Origin of the sequence: Acinetobacter sp. WU_MDCI_Abxd143, assembly GCF_025514195.1 — a bacterium.
Taxonomy (GTDB): Bacteria; Pseudomonadota; Gammaproteobacteria; order Pseudomonadales; family Moraxellaceae; genus Acinetobacter; species Acinetobacter pittii_H.
This window is the reverse complement of record NZ_JAHPTH010000006.1, coordinates 1-17597: the sequence shown is the minus strand read 5'-3', so window position 1 is coordinate 17597 and position 17597 is coordinate 1. Positions and strand designations below refer to the sequence as shown.

Annotated in this window: 17 protein-coding genes and 2 tRNA genes; 14 read left to right on the top strand and 5 right to left on the bottom strand. The window is 39.4% G+C overall.

All coding sequences use genetic code 11. The features are described from left to right. Positions 1-2: 2 nt before the first annotated feature. The 7 genes from rpmJ to KTI79_RS12210 all read left to right on the top strand — a co-directional run bounded on the left by rpmJ (position 3) and on the right by KTI79_RS12210 (position 4720). Complete coding sequence (rpmJ, locus tag KTI79_RS12240; RefSeq protein ID WP_000867907.1) at positions 3-119, top strand: 50S ribosomal protein L36; 117 nt, start codon at positions 3-5, stop codon at positions 117-119. A gap of 106 nt (positions 120-225) precedes the next feature. Beyond that, positions 226-582: a 30S ribosomal protein S13 gene (gene rpsM, locus KTI79_RS12235; protein WP_000090816.1), complete on the top strand. Its 357-nt coding sequence runs from the start codon at positions 226-228 to the stop codon at positions 580-582. 19 nt (positions 583-601) lie between these two features. After that, positions 602-988, top strand: coding sequence for a 30S ribosomal protein S11 (rpsK, locus tag KTI79_RS12230; protein ID WP_001040166.1), 387 nt, complete (start codon positions 602-604; stop codon positions 986-988). Positions 989-1000: 12 nt separating this feature from the next. Beyond that, positions 1001-1627: a 30S ribosomal protein S4 gene (rpsD, locus tag KTI79_RS12225; protein WP_000135204.1), complete on the top strand. Its 627-nt coding sequence runs from the start codon at positions 1001-1003 to the stop codon at positions 1625-1627. 17 nt (positions 1628-1644) lie between these two features. Further along, complete coding sequence (locus KTI79_RS12220; RefSeq protein ID WP_002116730.1) at positions 1645-2652, top strand: DNA-directed RNA polymerase subunit alpha; 1008 nt, start codon at positions 1645-1647, stop codon at positions 2650-2652. An 18-nt stretch (positions 2653-2670) separates the two neighbouring features. Next, the gene (rplQ, locus tag KTI79_RS12215) at positions 2671-3048 is read left to right on the top strand and encodes a 50S ribosomal protein L17 (RefSeq protein ID WP_002049717.1); all 378 of its coding nucleotides are present in this window, start codon (positions 2671-2673) and stop codon (positions 3046-3048) included. 181 nt (positions 3049-3229) lie between these two features. Next, positions 3230-4720 (top strand): flavin-containing monooxygenase, encoded by a 1491-nt coding sequence (locus KTI79_RS12210; protein WP_002116796.1) that lies wholly within the window; start codon positions 3230-3232, stop codon positions 4718-4720. A gap of 50 nt (positions 4721-4770) precedes the next feature. On the opposite strand, the gene KTI79_RS12205 is transcribed toward KTI79_RS12210, so the two are convergent. Further along, positions 4771-5943: an acyl-CoA dehydrogenase family protein gene (locus KTI79_RS12205; protein WP_086265776.1), complete on the bottom strand. Its 1173-nt coding sequence runs from the start codon at positions 5941-5943 to the stop codon at positions 4771-4773. 188 nt (positions 5944-6131) lie between these two features. Here KTI79_RS12205 and KTI79_RS12200 point away from each other — a divergent pair, with 188 nt between their 5' ends. The 5 genes from KTI79_RS12200 to KTI79_RS12180 all read left to right on the top strand — a co-directional run bounded on the left by KTI79_RS12200 (position 6132) and on the right by KTI79_RS12180 (position 11694). Further along, on the top strand, positions 6132-6389 hold the full coding sequence (locus KTI79_RS12200; protein WP_002117064.1) for a succinate dehydrogenase assembly factor 2: 258 nt from the start codon (positions 6132-6134) through the stop codon (positions 6387-6389). Positions 6390-6395: 6 nt separating this feature from the next. Further along, positions 6396-6785 carry a hypothetical protein gene (locus KTI79_RS12195; protein WP_086265777.1) on the top strand — a complete coding sequence of 130 codons (390 nt, stop codon included), beginning with the start codon at positions 6396-6398 and terminating at the stop codon, positions 6783-6785. A 770-nt stretch (positions 6786-7555) separates the two neighbouring features. Continuing rightward, positions 7556-8644, top strand: a complete 1089-nt coding sequence (locus KTI79_RS12190) for a hypothetical protein (RefSeq protein ID WP_086265778.1) — start codon at positions 7556-7558, stop codon at positions 8642-8644. A gap of 83 nt (positions 8645-8727) precedes the next feature. Beyond that, positions 8728-9303, top strand: a complete 576-nt coding sequence (gene rrtA / locus KTI79_RS12185; RefSeq protein ID WP_005067290.1) for a rhombosortase — start codon at positions 8728-8730, stop codon at positions 9301-9303. 180 nt (positions 9304-9483) lie between these two features. Further along, complete coding sequence (locus KTI79_RS12180; protein ID WP_086265779.1) at positions 9484-11694, top strand: TRAP transporter large permease subunit; 2211 nt, start codon at positions 9484-9486, stop codon at positions 11692-11694. Positions 11695-11864: 170 nt separating this feature from the next. Here KTI79_RS12180 and KTI79_RS12175 read toward each other — a convergent pair whose 3' ends face one another. The 4 genes from KTI79_RS12175 to rnr form a co-directional block, all read right to left on the bottom strand. Beyond that, positions 11865-12290, bottom strand: coding sequence for a hypothetical protein (locus KTI79_RS12175; protein WP_086265780.1), 426 nt, complete (start codon positions 12288-12290; stop codon positions 11865-11867). A gap of 11 nt (positions 12291-12301) precedes the next feature. Then, positions 12302-12511: a YheV family putative zinc ribbon protein gene (locus KTI79_RS12170; RefSeq protein ID WP_032004797.1), complete on the bottom strand. Its 210-nt coding sequence runs from the start codon at positions 12509-12511 to the stop codon at positions 12302-12304. 40 nt (positions 12512-12551) lie between these two features. Then, positions 12552-14606: a M3 family metallopeptidase gene (locus KTI79_RS12165; RefSeq protein ID WP_086265781.1), complete on the bottom strand. Its 2055-nt coding sequence runs from the start codon at positions 14604-14606 to the stop codon at positions 12552-12554. A 134-nt stretch (positions 14607-14740) separates the two neighbouring features. Continuing rightward, positions 14741-17158, bottom strand: a complete 2418-nt coding sequence (gene rnr / locus KTI79_RS12160) for a ribonuclease R (RefSeq protein WP_199964078.1) — start codon at positions 17156-17158, stop codon at positions 14741-14743. Positions 17159-17419: 261 nt separating this feature from the next. Here rnr and KTI79_RS12155 point away from each other — a divergent pair. Then, positions 17420-17510: transfer RNA gene (locus KTI79_RS12155), tRNA-Ser, on the top strand. 10 nt (positions 17511-17520) lie between these two features. Beyond that, positions 17521-17597 (top strand) — tRNA-Arg (locus KTI79_RS12150).

Here is a 17597-nt window from a genome sequence, read left to right as displayed (position 1 = left end):
TCATGAAAGTACAAGCTTCTGTAAAGAAAATTTGTGGTAGCTGTAAAGTTATCCGTCGTAATGGGGTTATTCGCGTAATTTGTAGCGCAGAACCTCGTCATAAGCAGCGTCAAGGTTAATCTAATCAAGACCTGTTGATTTCAGTAGGCGAATTGGGTTAATATCCGCCCCTCAAGATTTTTGTGGGGCGGTTGATTATCTCTACTGCCTTTTTGGAGAAAGTGAATGGCTCGTATTGCCGGTGTAAACATTCCGGATAACAAGCATGCTGTTATCTCCCTCACTTACATCTTTGGTATCGGTCGCCACACTGCTAAGAATATCTTAGCTACAGTTGGTATTACTGAAACTACTAAGATCCGTGAGTTGGACGATGCTCAGCTTGATGCGATTCGTGCAGAAGTTGCTAAGGTTCCTACCGAAGGTGACTTACGTCGCGAAATTTCCATGAACATTAAACGTTTAATGGATTTGGGTTGCTACCGCGGCCTTCGCCATCGTCGCAGCTTGCCTGTCCGTGGTCAACGCACCAAAACTAACGCACGTACCCGTAAAGGTCCGCGCAAACCGATTAAAAAGTAAGATTTCTGGAAGCTAAAAGATGGCTAAAGATACTCGCACACGCAAGAAGGTCACTCGTACCGTCTCTGAAGGTGTTGCACACATTCACGCGTCTTTTAATAACACCATTGTTACGATTACTGATCGTCAAGGTAATGCATTGGCTTGGGCCACCTCAGGTGGACAAGGCTTCCGTGGTTCACGTAAATCAACTCCGTTTGCTGCTCAGGTAGCTGCTGAAGTTGCTGGTAAAGCAGCTTTAGATTACGGTTTGAAAAATCTGGATGTCCTTGTAAAAGGTCCTGGTCCAGGTCGTGAGTCTGCGGTTCGTGCATTAGGCGCAGTGGGTTATAAGATTAACAGCATTACCGATGTGACTCCAATTCCTCACAACGGTTGCCGTCCACCTAAAAAACGTCGCGTGTAAGGAGAAACATTCATGGCTCGTTATATTGGTCCAAAATGCAAACTCTCTCGCCGCGAAGGGACAGACCTGCAACTTAAATCTGGCGTTAAACCATTTGACGTCAAAACTAAAAAAGCTAACAAAGCACCTGGTCAACATGGTCAGGCACGCGGTGGTAAGCAATCTGAGTATTCACTACAATTACGTGAAAAACAAAAAGTCCGTCGTATTTACGGTGTGTTAGAACGTCAATTTAGTAACTACTATAAAGAAGCAGCTCGTGTTAAAGGCGCAACAGGTGAGAACTTGTTGAAATTGCTTGAAAGCCGTCTTGATAACGTTGTTTATCGCATGGGTTTTGGTTCTACACGTGCAGAAGCTCGTCAGTTAGTAAGTCACCGTAGCATTACTTTGAATGGTCGTCGTGTAAACATCGCATCTATTCAAGTTAAAGCTGGTGATGTAATTGCGGTTCACGAAGGTGCTAAACAACAATTGCGTATTAAAAACGCGATTGAGTTAGCTGCACAACGTGGTATTCCAGCTTGGATCGAAGTTGATCATTCTAAGCTTGAAGGTACGTTTAAAGCTGCACCAGATCGTTCTGATTTACCTGCTGAAATCAACGAAAGCTTGATTGTAGAATTGTATTCTAAATAATCCTTGAGGTAGCAATAATGACGCGTACTGCAAACGAGTTTCTAACTCCGCAAGCGATCAAGGTCGAAGCGGTAAGCGGGACCTCGGCAAAAGTGATTCTAGAACCTTTAGAGCGTGGTTTTGGCCACACTCTAGGTAATGCTTTACGTCGCATTCTATTGTCTTCTTTACCTGGCGCTGCTGTGGTTGAAGTTGAGATAGAAGGTGTCGAGCACGAGTACAGTACTTTAGAAGGCTTGCAGCAGGACATCGTCGAGCTCTTGCTGAACCTAAAAGGATTGTCTATTAAGCTGTTCGATCAAAATGAAGCATATTTAACATTAGAGAAACAAGGTCCTGGCGATATTACTGCTGCTGACCTTCGTTTACCTCATAATGTTGAAGTGGTTAACCCAGAACATTTAATCGGTACTTTAAGTGCTTCAGGCTCATTAAAAATGCGCTTGAAAGTTGCTCAAGGTCGTGGTTATGAAACATCTGATTCTCGTTTCCCTGAAGGCGAAACACGTCCTGTTGGTCGTTTGCAATTAGATGCTTCTTATAGCCCGATTAAACGTGTTTCTTACACCGTTGAAAATGCGCGTGTAGAACAACGTACCGATTTAGATAAACTGGTAATCGACCTCGAAACAAATGGAACGGTTGATCCTGAAGAAGCAATCCGTAAAGCGGCAACAATCTTGCAACAACAAATTGCAATTTTTGTTGATCTTCAGAAAGACCAAACTCCAGTTGCTCAAGAGCCTCGTGAAGAAGTTGACCCAATCTTGCTTCGCCCAGTAGATGATCTAGAGCTTACTGTTCGTTCTGCTAACTGTTTGAAAGCAGAAAATATTTACTACATTGGTGATCTTGTTCAACGTACTGAAGTTGAGTTGTTAAAAACTCCTAACCTTGGTAAAAAATCGTTAACAGAGATCAAAGATGTTTTGGCATCGAAAGGCTTACAACTCGGTATGCGTCTTGAAAACTGGCCACCAGCTAGTCTTCGTATGGACGACCGTTTTGCCTATCGTAGCCGTTAATTAAGTAGGACTATCACCATGCGTCATCGTAATAGTGGTGTGAAATTAGGCCGTACAAGCAGCCATCGTAAAGCGATGTTCCAAAACTTGGCTAATTCTTTATTTGAACACGAGTTGATCAAAACAACTGTGCCTAAAGCTAAAGAATTACGTCGTGTTGCTGAGCCTTTAATCACTCTAGCAAAAAACGATACTGTAGCAAATCGTCGTTTAGCATTTGCTCGTACTCGTAATGCTGCAACTGTTGGTAAATTATTTACCGTACTCGGCCCTCGTTACAAAGAACGTAACGGCGGTTATCTACGTGTTCTTAAAGCGGGCTTCCGTGCTGGTGATGCAGCACCGATGGCTTACGTTGAGCTTGTAGATCGTGAAGTAAACACTTCAGCTGAATAATTGATTTTATTCAAAAAAGACCGGTTTTATGCCGGTCTTTTTTATTTCTACTCACAAAATAAATTATAAAAATGTCCTCAAGTGACATAAAAAAGTAGATAAACGGTCAAACTTGACATTGTGTATTGTCAAAATTGTGTTTTAATAAACTTATATTCTCAACAATGGGTATAAAAATAAAATGGAAAAGCAAGTTGATATTTTAATCATTGGCGCAGGTATTTCAGGAATCGGAATTGCTGCCCATTTGTCAAAAAATTCACCACAACGACAATTCGAGATTTTAGAACGTCGTGAGTCTTTTGGTGGAACATGGGATCTTTTCCGTTATCCTGGTATCCGTTCAGATTCAGATATGTCTACCTTTGGTTTTAACTTTAAACCATGGTGTAAAGCGAATGTATTAGCTGATGGTGCTTCTATTAAAGGATATTTAGGTGAAGTAATTAATGAATTTAAATTAAAAGAAAAAATTCATTTTGGTCATCGCGTACTTTCTGCTAATTATGATTCGGCTTCAAAAAAATGGCAGGTTGTAGTCGAAGATAGCAATAAAAAACAGCAGACTTGGATTGCTAACTTTGTGGTCGGTTGTACAGGTTACTATAATTATGATCAGGGTTATGCGCCTTCTTTCCCAAATCAAGAAGCATTTAAAGGGCAACTCATTCACCCACAGCATTGGCCTGAAAACTTAGATTACACAGGTAAAAAGGTGGTTATTATTGGTAGTGGTGCAACAGCGATTACTTTAGTACCAGCAATGGCTAAAGGTGGGGCAGGTCATGTGACCATGTTGCAGCGTTCACCAACATATATTGCTAGCGTTCCTTCTATCGATTTTATCTATGAAAAAACGCGTAAATTTATGTCTGAAGAGGCAGCTTATAAATTTACTCGAGCTCGCAACATTGGTATGCAGCGCGCTATTTATGCGCTGTCTCAGAAACATCCTAAAACTGTACGTCGTTTACTTTTAAAAGCAATTGAAGTGCAGCTTAAAGGTAAGGTTGATATGAAGCATTTTACACCTTCATACAATCCTTGGGATCAGCGTTTATGTGTAGTGCCAGATGGGGACTTGTTTAAGATTTTACGTGAAGGCAAAGCGAGCGTAGAAACTGATCAAATCGAGAAATTTACTGAAAAAGGTATTTTACTTAAATCTGGCAAACATCTTGATGCTGATATCGTTGTTTCTGCAACAGGATTACAAGTTCAGATTATGGGCGGAGTTCAGGCGACTCTTGATGGGAAACCAATCAACTCATCTGAACATATGCTTTATAACGGCATAATGCTAAGTGATGTACCGAATATGGCTATGATTATTGGCTATGTAAATGCCTCATGGACACTCAAAGTAGATATCGCTGCCGAATATATTTGTCGCTTATTAAACTATATGGACAAAAATAGTTATGATGAAGTGATTCCATCGGGTGATAAGACTGTGATGGAAGAAGATACCGTAATGGGTAAACTATCTTCAGGTTATATTAATCGTGCAGCACATGAACTTCCTAAACAAGGTAAGCGTGCTCCATGGCAGGTGACTAATAACTATTTAGAAGATAGAAAGTCTTTGAAAAATGCAAAATTTGAAGATGGCATTCTTCATTTTCATAAGCGTTCTGAAGCGAATGAGCGTAAACCAAAATTAGTATCTTAAGTCCTGTTAAATAAAAAAAGGGGCGTAATGCCCCTTTTTTTGTGAAGGTATTAAAGTGTTCTTGAAATTAATTCTTTCATGATTTCATTTGTACCTGCATAAATTCGATTTGCTCGATGATCAATGTATGCACGTGCAATTGGATATTCAAGCATATAGCCATAACCACCATGTAACTGAAGACATTCATCTACAATCTTTGAGAACATATCAGAAATTTTATATTTAGCAGCAGCTGCAGCTTCGACACTCAATTTTTCTTCAAGTTGTAATTCCATACAACGATCTAAATAAGTACGACAGAAATCGATTTCTGTTCTAAGTTCCGCAAGTTTGAAGCGCGTATTTTGAAATGCGCCAATAGGTTTACCAAATGCCTTGCGATCTTTTGTATATTGGACGGTATGTGCAAATGCTGCTTCAGCACCTGCCTGACAAATAATAGCAACTAACATTCGTTCCCATGCTAATTCTTTCATGAGCATGATAAAGCCCATACCTTCCATGCCTAAAAGGTTTTCTTTAGGAACGCGAACGTTATCAAAGAATAATTCGCAGGTATCTTGGCCTTTCATACCAATTTTGTTTAGTGGTTTACCTTTACTAAAACCAGCTCTGTCTGCTTCTACAATAATTAAGGATAAGTTCGCAGAACCTTTGTCACTATTACCAGTCTTACAAACGACTATGGCCATGTCGCATAAGTAGCCATTTGTAATAAAAATTTTAGAACCATTAATGACATATTCATCACCCTCAAGTACGGCGGTGGTTCTTACCGCTTGTAAATCTGAACCAGTGCCTGGTTCCGTCATTGCAATAGCAGTAACAATTTCTCCAGTTGCCATTTTGGGTAACCATTTTTGTTTTTGCTCTTCATTACCAAAATTATTAACGTAATTAGCAACAATATCGGAATGTAGAGAAAAACCAGTACTTGAGTCCATCGCATACGCTTGTTCTTCAATAAGAATCATACTGTATAGGCGATCTACCCCAGAGCCACCATATTCCTCTGGCATTGTGGTACAAAGAAGACCTAGTTCTCCAGCTTTATTCCAAAGATCTCGGTCAACATGTTGCTGTTTTTCATATTTTTCTATATTGGGAACGACTTCCTTTTCATAGAATTTACGCACTGTCTCACGGAAGGCTTCGTGTTCTTCATTGAATAATTGTCTTGGTAACATATTTGGAATAGGACGGATGGCACCAGATTGCATTTGTATTTCTTCCTTGGTTCAGGTGTGATGTTATGCCCTAAACATACGTAAGCATTTCATGCCTAACAATGTGATGAATGCTCAATTATGCGGATAAGATGATAAATTTGGTCAATTTGATATTTTTAGCGATCTTTAGGATGTGATCAGGTAAACTAGGCGCACTATCAACACAGATGGGGACGTAAATGTCTGACGAAATGACCTTGGAAGAACGTAAAGTAATTTATCGAGCACGCCGCGGCTTAAAAGAAATTGACGTCTATTTTGACCCGTATGTAAAAAACTATTATTTAAAAGCTGATCCAGCAGAAAAAGCATTATTTGCAGAGTTAGTTGATCAAGAAGATCCGGATTTATTAGATTGGTTCATGGAAGTTTCTGAACCTCCACGTACTGAGTTACGTGAATTTATTTATAAACTAAAACAGTATGTACATGGCTAAACTGTTTTGATAAAAGAATTAAATTTTGAGCTGAAATATAGCCGTATCTCGGTAATATTTCAGCTTTTTGTTGGTTTGGGTTTAGCAATCCTGCTTTATCAGTTATTAACACCGATATGGTGGCTATGTGCTGTTATTCTTCTATTTATTGGTTTTATTTTCTTTTTAAAGCAAGCACAAATATCTCAAATTGAATATTTAGATCAAAAATTATGGTCGGTTGCATATTTCTCAAAAAAAGAAATTTACCGTGCGGAAATTACTAAAATAATTGATTATCAGTTATTTGTAGTTATTTATCTTGAAGAAACTCCTAAGAATATAGCTATTGTATGGTTCGATCAGCTTCCCATTCAGCAGTGGAAAAGATTAAAAGTTCTAGAAAAACTCTATTAATTGTTAGACAATTCTACAATTGTATATTTATTTAAAAATTATAAAAAACAAAAGTTTAAGAATTATTTTCTTTATTAAACTTCGGATTGTCTAATTAAAATATAGAAAAAAGCCAAGGAAAGACAATTGTCTGACAATTTCACCTATGGGTAACTATTTGATCGGTTAAAGTACAAACACCAACGTAAAGTGTGTCGGAGGTCTCAAAATGGAGATGCCAACATGGTCGTTCTTGGTCATTGCCATAATTCTGGCAGTGGTGATAGGAAGAGCAGGAACTTTACTCAGGGAACATCTTAACAAAGTTAATTTTAACAAGGTTAAGAGACAGAGGATGCAAGGTCGTCGATCAGTCAATTATTAAAATTGGTAAATCGATTAATTTCATCAAGTGTCCAGTTTATAACTGGGTGCGATTGTAGTAAGGAGGTCTCTCATGGAGATTTCAATGTGGATGTTTCTGTTAATTACAGTTGTTATGGCTGTAGTAGTAGGAAGAGCAGGAACTTTACTTAAGGATTATATAGAACAAAAATAATATAAGCCGTTAAAAGCTTATCCCAGTTAATAAGTAGCATGTGCTGAACCGTCGCAATGCTACTTTTTTTTGCCTAAAATTTCTGTTTCCTCGAAAAACTGTCAATTTTATCTGCTGTGAAGTGTGTCAAAGTATAAGCGCTACAATTAGAGTAATTACTCTTTTATTCAAGATATGCATCTGCTAATGTACATCTGAAAAGGAAAAAACAAATTACATAGAGGACAGGAAGATGTCTAAAGTCCAAAAAATAAGCCAAGGTTTGGCGGTGAGTTTTCTTGCAGCTTCAGTTTTATCAGGTTGTTCATACGTCGTGAAAACTGGAGCAAATGTTGCTCTAGGTTTTACGGAAAAGCACGTCGTTCCACCAATTTTGGCAATGCAAGATGCTGAAATGGTATGTAATACTGGTAGTGCGTTAACACCTGCAATCATGTCTACTAAAGGGATGGGTGCAGATCCGACACGTGTTGCAGTATTAATGTATGCAGCATCAGGTGTATGTGCGGAAAATCAGGCTTTAGAAGCAGAATTACGTTATTTGCGCGCCTCAAAAGCTGGTCAAGTGACAGAAGCCCAAGATGCACGTATTGCACAAAAGCGTTGGGCAGCAATTGCTGCTGAACGTCAATATACGGGTTATAAGTTATTTGCTGATCGTTGGGAATCTAAATATAAATATCACTTAGGTGATTCTTGCCCAACGATGCGTAATGATACTGATCAAACTGTTTATTTACTTGGCATGATCAGTGGTCTTCAGGCTGTGACCAACGATATTAACTCAGGCGGTGCAGTCAATGTTCCTAAAGATATCGCTGCTATTGTAGAGCGTGGCATGGTTTGTCTAGATAATGAAAAATTCTGGGGCGCACCTAACGCAACGCGTGCTGTTATCTGGACTTTATTGCCAGGTGCTGATGAAGGGAAACCTGATCCGTACCAAACTTTAAAACAGTCAATTCAGATTGCTGAGAAAAAAGGTGTTCGCCTATCTCATGCCTTATATGCTGTGGCTGCTCAAGCAAGCGGTGATGATGCAAAAATCCGTGATGCCTTAAGAACCTATGCAGCATCACAAGCTGATGACAAACCTGTCAATCCGAACTTTAAGTTAATCGATAGTATGGCTGGTCTTATTGTACGTGGTATCTCTGACCGGTACTGGACTGAGCATACTGGTGTACGTACCGGAGATAATGGTATGTCTCATTTCTGGGATGATAAAAATGAAGGTGCAGCAGAGCTAGATGAGTTGTTTGATGGGGGAGCCGCTTCTGAGGTTCCTGCGGATTCATCTGCTTCACCAGCAGCGCAGTAAGAATATTTGAAAGACTAACTTCTTGCGAGTCTATTGTTAAGTTCTACAATAATTGTAAGAAGTTTAATTTCAAGGAGTGTGCCATGAAGGATCATGTACTGAATAGTAAAGTGCTTTTGGTCGCAGTGTGCATTTCCATATCTGCATGTTTACAGGTGTTTCCTGATACTTTTATTTATTGGCGCGAAAGTTTACTTGGCGAATTCTGGCGTTTGTGGACTGCACATTGGGTACACGTTGGATGGGTTCATTTCCTTTTAAATATGATGGCATTCGCTTGTTTACCCTTTATTTTTCCACATACAAAAGCATGGCATCTTCTAAGTCTACTTTTGCTGTTGCCACCCTTTATTAGTTTGGTGTTCTACTTTTATTTACCTTATATCGAAGCTTACGCAGGTCTGTCTGGTGTCTTACATGGACTATATACAGCGGTTGCTTTGGTCTATCTGCAATATCGTAAAGAGCGAAATTTTGCTTTGCTGGTTTTAGGGTTAATTATTGCCAAACTCATATGGGAAAATACTTTTGGGCAAACAGGAACTGCTCAACTAATAGGGAGTCCAGTTTTAACTGAAGCTCATCTATATGGGGCAATTGGTGGAGCAATCTTTGGAGGATGTTATTGGATTTTCCAGAGATTAAAAAAGAAACATTGACAATACAAACTGTTAAAAAAGAGATTTTAGTCATTCTTTATTAACAAAGTTTGATGCAAATTTGATCGTTGAATAAAGGGATTGGTAGAAGGGGGATGGATTTAACCCCTGACCAAGAAAAATTGCATGACTCAAGTCCTTATTTTTTTAGGGATTTGAGAGAACAAAATTGGAATATTTATGCAAGAACATCAAGAAAAAAGATCTGGATTAGGTCTGCTGGGTTATATCTGGAACGAATGGATCTCAACATTCGTCATCCTCATTTTGCTATTAATGACGCTAATTATTGGTACCGGGGAAATGATCCACGGACAATTATTACGTATCGGGGAACGTCTTTATGGCGACCCTGCTACAGGTATGCAATATTCTTTTTTGCGTGCTGAGCCTGAAAAGCCAACTTGTGATCGACATCCAAATATCGAGGCTCAAGTAAAAGAACAAATGAAAGCGAACGCGTCTGATGATTTCGCGAGTTTCTTTGGTGCGGCATCGGAAAGTGATGTCCGTGCATCACTACTCGCAGCACAGCAACAATGTGATGAAAAATATCAGTTCTATGATAAAGCGATCACTTATATGGATGCGCATCCAAGTATCCGTACGTATCGAACGATAGAAACCTCTTTTTTTGGTCTCTTTAAATTTGGTACTGAAAATAGAGCAATGCTTTTAGTTGTGATGGTTGTATTAGCGGCAATAACGGCTACATTAAAGACACATCATATTGGTTTGCGCAGTCCTGCCACTAGAATAGATTTTCGTGTTTATTCAATCGCAATGTTATTTGCCAATGGTCTTTTAACATCATCAACGATTAGCCAATACCATTCGGTAACTGGTTCGGGGGTGCCCGTAGCAATTGAAATGCAAGTGATTTATTGGTTATGGATTACTTTATTTGCGACTTTGACATTAATCAGTTTATTCCAGTTGATTAAATCTCCAACTCCGACGAAAGAAGGGGGAAATCTTGGGCTTGCTTTCTTAAGCGTACCGCTCTATGCCTATATGGCGATTATCACTGGTGTCGCATTTACTTTCTTTATGGATTACCCAATGGGGCAGGGGATTTACCTTGGCCAGTTAGTTGAGTTTTCAAGTATATTCTTAAATCTGGCTCTGTTTATTTGGGCCGGGATGTTACTTAAACAGACACGCATTGTTGATTTATTTTTAAATATCCTTCGACCTTGGAATCTTGCTCCAGAAACACTAACTTGGTTAATTCTAATTGCTGCCGCATTACCAACAGCTTATACAGGAGCTTCAGGTATTTTCGTTATTGCAGCGGGTGCAATTATTTATAAAGAAGTTTGGAATGCAGGTGGTCGCCGTCAATTTGCATTGGCAGCCACAGCTATGTCTGGTTCATTAGGTGTTGTGTTACGACCATGCTTGCTGATAGTTGTTGTTGCATCTTTGAATAAAGAAGTCACAACAGATATGTTATATCACTATGGGGTATATACATTCTTATTATCATCAACTTTATTCTTGATAGTTTCTTTATTTTTTGCTGAGCAAAAATTCCGTATCGCTCCAGTAAAAATCGCTTTCCCAAAATCTTTACGTGCTTTTGTTCCTGTATCTCCATATATTGTAATTTTTATTTTAATTTGGTTGTTTTACAAGCATGCTTTAGCAACAGATTTGAATGAGTTCACTGCACCAGTAATGATGCCCGTGATTTTATTATTAATGGTGTTATTCGATAAATTACGTAAAGAACCTGCTCCATTAGCTCCAGTAGGGCATTGGGACAGTACCTTAAATGTCTATACGGTTCCGTCAGATGGTTCACAGCCTATTCCGGCAGTCAAACCTGTTGATGATCCACGTAATCCTGAACGAAGGGTCTCTTTCCGATCAGCTTTACATACAGCAACCAGTGAAACTGTAGGACATATTGGTGCATTAGTTATCCTTATGGCATTATCTGTAAGTGTTGGTGGATTCTTAGAAAGAATTGAAATCATGGAGGCCTTCCCAACAGATATTAGTAGTCTATTTGTTGTGATTTCTCTGATTGTAGTTCTGATGATATTTGTCGGTATGATTATGGATCCATTTGGTGCCGTTATTTTAATTTCAGCGACCGTAGCACCAGTAGCATACAAATACGGAATCGATCCTGTACATTTTTGGATGATTGCTTTAATTGGTTTTGAACTTGGTTATATTACTCCGCCCGTTGCTCTAAACCATTTATTAGCTAGGCAAGCAATTGGCGACGATGAGGTATCTGAAGCAGATGCAGAAGTTCGCCATAAATCGTTCTTCTACCGCTTCGAGCGATGGGTGCTTCCACTAATTGTAATGGTGCCTGCGATGCTTATCATTGCTTATGCACCTTACTTCTTTAAATTATTCGGTTGGTATCACTAATCTAATGATTTGAAGTAAATATATTGATAAAAAAACACCCTCTTTAAGAGGGTGTTTTTTTTTGAATGATACAATATGAGTATTCTGCATTCGATAAAAATCTAATTTTCTTCTTAACATTAGAAAGCTAAAGATGGATAGCTTTAGCTTTTTTAGATTCTATTGAAAAACTATTGCTGTTTAAGCTGAGCTTCCAGCAATTTAACTTGTTCTTCTTTGAGTTTAGTTAATTGATCAGCATCAGCATGCTGAGTTTTTAAGGTTGCTTCCTGATCTTTTAGCTGGCGATGAATATCTTCAAGTTTAGATACTTCTTCTTTTGCTAAAGACTCTTGTGCAGGGACAGGCTCTTTAAGCACATTTTCACTGACAAGTTGCTGAGAGCTTGCATTTTCAGCTAAGGGTTCAGAACTTGGTAATGGGTCAACTGGTTTAGCAGGAGCGGATGTCGAGACAGGTTGTGGATCAACCAGTGGTGCTGACGACTCAGTTTTTTTAAAAAACCATTGCGCTGCAAAAAAAAGCACTACGAGAATGCTTAAGCCCCCAATTAAAATCCATAATAATTTTGAGTTTTGTTTTCTTTGTAGTGGCATGTTTAAGACCTTTAGTCGGGACGACGTGGCTTGAACTGTATTACACCAATTTCATCTGGTTCAGCAGGCGTTTCAGGCTCATCAACATGAGTCGGACGATTTTCGCTATAACCGCATTCGATACATTCAATCCATTCGTCTTCTGCGGTGGTTAGCATGACAATTCGATCCATGGCTTCACATTTTGGACATTTTGCCCCAGCAATGAAACGTTTTTTCATCTTTATCACCCTAACCACACGATCAATTTAGGCCCATAGTTTAAGCGGTTTTGTTGTCATTCGTCCAACCTTGATGACGTAACAACGCGTCAATTTTAGGCTCGCGCCCACGAAAATTAACAAATGCCTCAAGTGCAGTGTCTTTTCCTCCCACAGCTAGAATTGCCTGACGGAATTCTTTACCCGTTTGAGTATTAAAAATACCTTCATTTTCAAAACGATCAAATGCATCACTTGCTAAGACTTCTGCCCATTTGTACGAGTAATAACCTGCAGCATAACCACCAGCAAAAATATGACTAAAACTATGTTGGAAACGGTTGTAGTCGACAGTAGGAACGACTGCATACTGCTTACGAATGTCGTTTAACGTTTGCTGAATTTGCTCACTGTTCAGGGCAGGCGTTTTGGTGTGAATGGTTAAGTCAAACAATGCAAATTCAAGCTGACGTAAAGTTTGCATACCAGATTGGAAGAATCGAGCATTTAATAAAGCATCTAGTAATTCTTGTGGCAAAGTCTGTTTACTATCGATGTGTTCACTTAATACATCTAGACTTTCTTTATCCCATGACCAGAATTCCATAAACTGGCTTGGTAGTTCTACTGCATCCCAAGCTACCCCATGCGTTCCTGCAACCGAGATATTATCTACTTCGGTCAACATATGATGTAAACCATGTCCGAATTCATGGAACAAAGTAATCACTTCGTCATGAGTCAATAAAGCAGGTTGGTCACCTACTGGAGGAGTAAAATTACACACCATATAGCAAATTGGTTTTTGTAAACCATGAAGAGTCTGCATGCGCGAGCGGAAGCCGTTCATCCATGCGCCACCACGTTTACCTGTACGTGCATAGATGTCAAAGAAGAAGCCACCAATCACTTGACCTTGGTCTTCTAATTCAAAATAACGTGCATCTGGATGCCAGACAGGTGCTTGTCTTTCAATAATGTTAATGCCATATAGGCGCTGCACAATCTGGAATAATCCCTGAATAACTTTAGGTGCAGGGAAATAAGGCTTTAATGCTTCTTGAGATAAATTAAATTGTTGCTGTTTCAGCTTTTCAGAATAGTAAGTTGTATCCCAAGGTTTAAGGTCATCAACACCATCTTGTTTGGCAATTTCTTGAAGTTCTGTAACTTCTTGAAGCGCAGGAGCACGCGCATGCTCTGCTAGGTCAACCAAAAACTCATGTACTGTTTTTACGTCTGGTGCCATTTTACTTGCAAGAGAATATTCAGCATAGTTATTGAAACCAAGTAGTTTTGCCATTTCCTGACGAAGGCTCAAAATTTCTTCCATAATTTTGCTGTTATCAAACTCAGTTTGTTCAGACTGATCAGATGCACGTGTCACATAAGCTTTATAAAGCTCTTCACGCAATTCACGGTCATCTGCATAAGTCATGATTGCAAAATATGCTGGGAAATCTAGAGTTGCGACAGCTTGGTCAAGTTCGCGTTGTTTACCATACTGTTTTAATAACTCAATATTACTTTCTGGAAGACCTTTTAACTGATCTTCGGTAAGTGGCTTAAAGTAAGCTTGTGTTGCATCAAGAACGTGATTTGAAAAATCAGAAGAAAGCTGTGAAAGACGCGCAGAAATCTCTGCATAACGTTTTTTCTCTTCGCCTTCTAAAGCGACGCCAGAAAGTTTAAAGTCACGCAAAGCTAGACGAATAGCACTTTGTTGGGCTGGGCTAAGAGACGTATAACTTTGACCATCATGGATGTATTGATAAGTTTGATAAAGCGCCGTGTGTTGACCAAGCTGAGTGTAATATTCACTTAATGCTGGTAATAACGATTGATAGACTTCTCTCGTTTCTGCATTGCTCATTACCGCGTTTAAATGCGATAAAACGCCCCATGATTCACTTAGATTATTTTCAAGTGTATCGACTTGCTCAAGTACTGCAAGTTGCTGAGCTGTATCTGTAGGTGCAGCTGTAAGAGTATTTAAAAATTCCTGACCTGCTTGAATCGCTTGTTGGATGTCTTGTTTTAAATTTTCTAATTCAATTTGATCAAAACGCGGAGTTGGTAAAGTCGCTTGCTGTAAAGTCATTGCTAATAGCCACATTATTTTTTAAACATGGTATTAGATGTAGGTCCTCTCAAGTCGGAAATCAAGCTTAATGTGTAAAATAACCCTTTTAAAAAGAAATAAGCCTCCTATTGGAGACTTATTTTTGAAACGTGATAATTATTTACTCATTATTCAGCCTTTGATTTTGCATTCGATTTTTTCTTTTTAGGCTTAGATTTTTTCTTCACCTTTTCTGATTTAGTCTCGGCTTTTGCTGAGGTTTTCTTACCAGATTTCTTGGTGTAAGAACTTGGCTTACTTTTTTCTTTCTTTTTGTGAACAGGTCGCTCACCATCACTACTGACAGTTGGTTTACTGAAAACTTCTTCAGTCGCCTGCGTAGTAGTTTTAGTTGTACGCGGCGCACGGCTACGAACTACTCGGCCTGCATGGGTAACTTGCTTAATGAGCTGGAAGTCAATTTTACGTTCTTCCAGATTGACACCAGCAACCTGAATTTTAACTTCATCACCCAAACCAAAGACTTGTCCACGATTTTGACCTACTAGATTTTGGCTCGCTTGGTCATAAATAAAGAAGTCATCGCCGAGTTGGCTAATATGAATCATGCCATCGACATATAGATCTTTCAGTGTCACGAACAAACCAAATTCGGTCACCGCACTTACAATGCCAATAAATTCATCACCTAGATGCTGTTGCATGTAGTGACATTTCAACCAAGTCGTTACGCTGCGAGATGCTTCATCAGCACGGCGCTCGGTTTGAGAGAAATGTTCACCTGCATCATCTAGTGCCGCACCAGAGAGTGGATAAGGCTTTTGTTTCAAATGTGCTTTAATGGCGCGGTGTAACAATAAGTCTGGGTAACGACGGATTGGTGAAGTGAAATGCGTATACGCTTCATAGGCCAAACCATAGTGCCCTGCATTTTTTGCACCATAATAAGCTTGCATCATTGAGCGTAATAAGACGGCATGAATGCTTGGTGCATCAATACGATCTTTAGTTGCTTCAATTACTCTTTGATAGTCTGCTTGAGTTGGTTGGTCGGGGAAGGGTAGACCCAGTAATTTCACAAAGTCTTTTACTTTTTGAATACGTGAGAATTCAGGAGCTTCATGCACGCGATATAACATTGGAACATCATGTTCTAATGCATATTCAGCCGCAGCAACGTTAGCAAGTAACATGCATTCTTCAATGAGCTTATGGGCTTCATTACGTGTACGTGGCAAAATTTCTTTAATCCCGCCTAGCTCATCAAAAGTCATGTAGGTTTCAATGGTTTCAAATTCCATTGCATGACGGTCGGCACGTAAATTTTTCAAAATCTGATAAAGTTGGAAAAGCGTATTTAAAGATTTATGAACATCACGATCTTTTGGAATCGCATCTGTTGCGCCGTCAAAATATTGGGCTACCTGTGTATAGGTCAAACGTGCTTTTGAATGCATAACCGACGGATAAAAATCGTAACTAGTTACACGGCCTGTACGAGAGAGTTTCAAGTCGCAGACCATGCATAAGCGGTCTACATGAGGGTTCAGAGAACACAAGCCGTTTGACAAAGCCTCTGGTAGCATTGGTAATACAAAGTGTGGGAAGTATACCGAAGTACCACGTTCCTCAGCTTCTTCATTGAGGGCTGAGTCTAAGCGTACATAATGGCTAACATCAGCAATTGCGACAACTACACGATAACCGCCCCCTGGACGTTTTTCTGCATAAACAGCATCGTCAAAATCTCGAGCATCTTCACCATCGATCGTAACTAATGCTAAATCTCGTAAATCAATGCGGCCTTCACGATCTTGAGCGGATGGTTCTTTAAAACTTTCAGCTTCTTTTAAGACCTGATCTGGAAACTCATATGGCAAACCAAATTCAAGAATGGTTTGTGGAATAATAATTTCTGTATCGGCTTTGTCGGCCATAGATTGAATAATATGCGCCGTTGCAAACTCTTCACGAGTTGGATAGCTGTCTATTGCGACACGTAGCATATCGCCAACATTTACTTCAGCGTGTGTTACCAGTTCTTTTTCTAAAGGAATAGGTTGGTGCTGATTTGGATTGTTGGGTTGAATAAAATATTCGCCATCGTGAACCGACAATTTACCAATTAATTGTTTAACACGATGTTGTAAAACTTCTGTGATAAAGCCCCAAGGTTTACCTTTACGGTCAACCGAAGTCTGGCGCACTCTAACTCGATCACCATTAAATACTAAACGTAATTCACGTTCAGGAAGTAAAAGATCAGTTTGACCATCAATATGTGCCGTACCTAAACCTTTACTATTGATATAAACAGTTGCTTCATAGGTTGGTTGATCTGCCACCAACTGAAATTTAAACCCGTCTTTCATGATTTGACCATCACGAACCATGGCACTTAAGCGGTGACTGAGTGCTTCAATACTTTTTTGGTCATGAATGTTAAAATGATCTACAAGTTCTGCATGAGATTGCGGTGTCTGCAATTGTTCCAATGTATCTAAAATAAGAGTACGGCTCGGAATAGGATTGTCATAACGTTCAGCTTCAGCTTTCGCTTCGGGGTCAGCCCAGTTTTTTGTCATGTCGTTTGGTTTCACGCTTGGCAGATAAGTTTAGCATAAGTCATGCAGACCCGAACTGCACGTTTAGGTTTGCAATAATGTGTTATGCACTACAGTATTTTGATGAAGAAATAATATCTATCTTAACAAGCGTTTGATCTAAAAAGACGAAAATAATGAGAAAATTGCTTAAAAAATAATTCATTGAACTAAAAAACAAGAAAATTTCACTATGATGACTTGAACAATAGGGTTTTAGTTTGTATTATGGCGGCTCGTTCCGGTGAGGTGGATGAGTGGCTGAAATCACTTCCCTGCTAAGGAAGCATACCTATTACTGGTATCGAGGGTTCGAATCCCTCTCTCACCGCCATTTACTTAATGCGCTCATAGCTCAGCTGGATAGAGCACTTGGCTACGAACTAAGGGGTCGGGAGTTCGAATCTCTCTGAGCGCACCA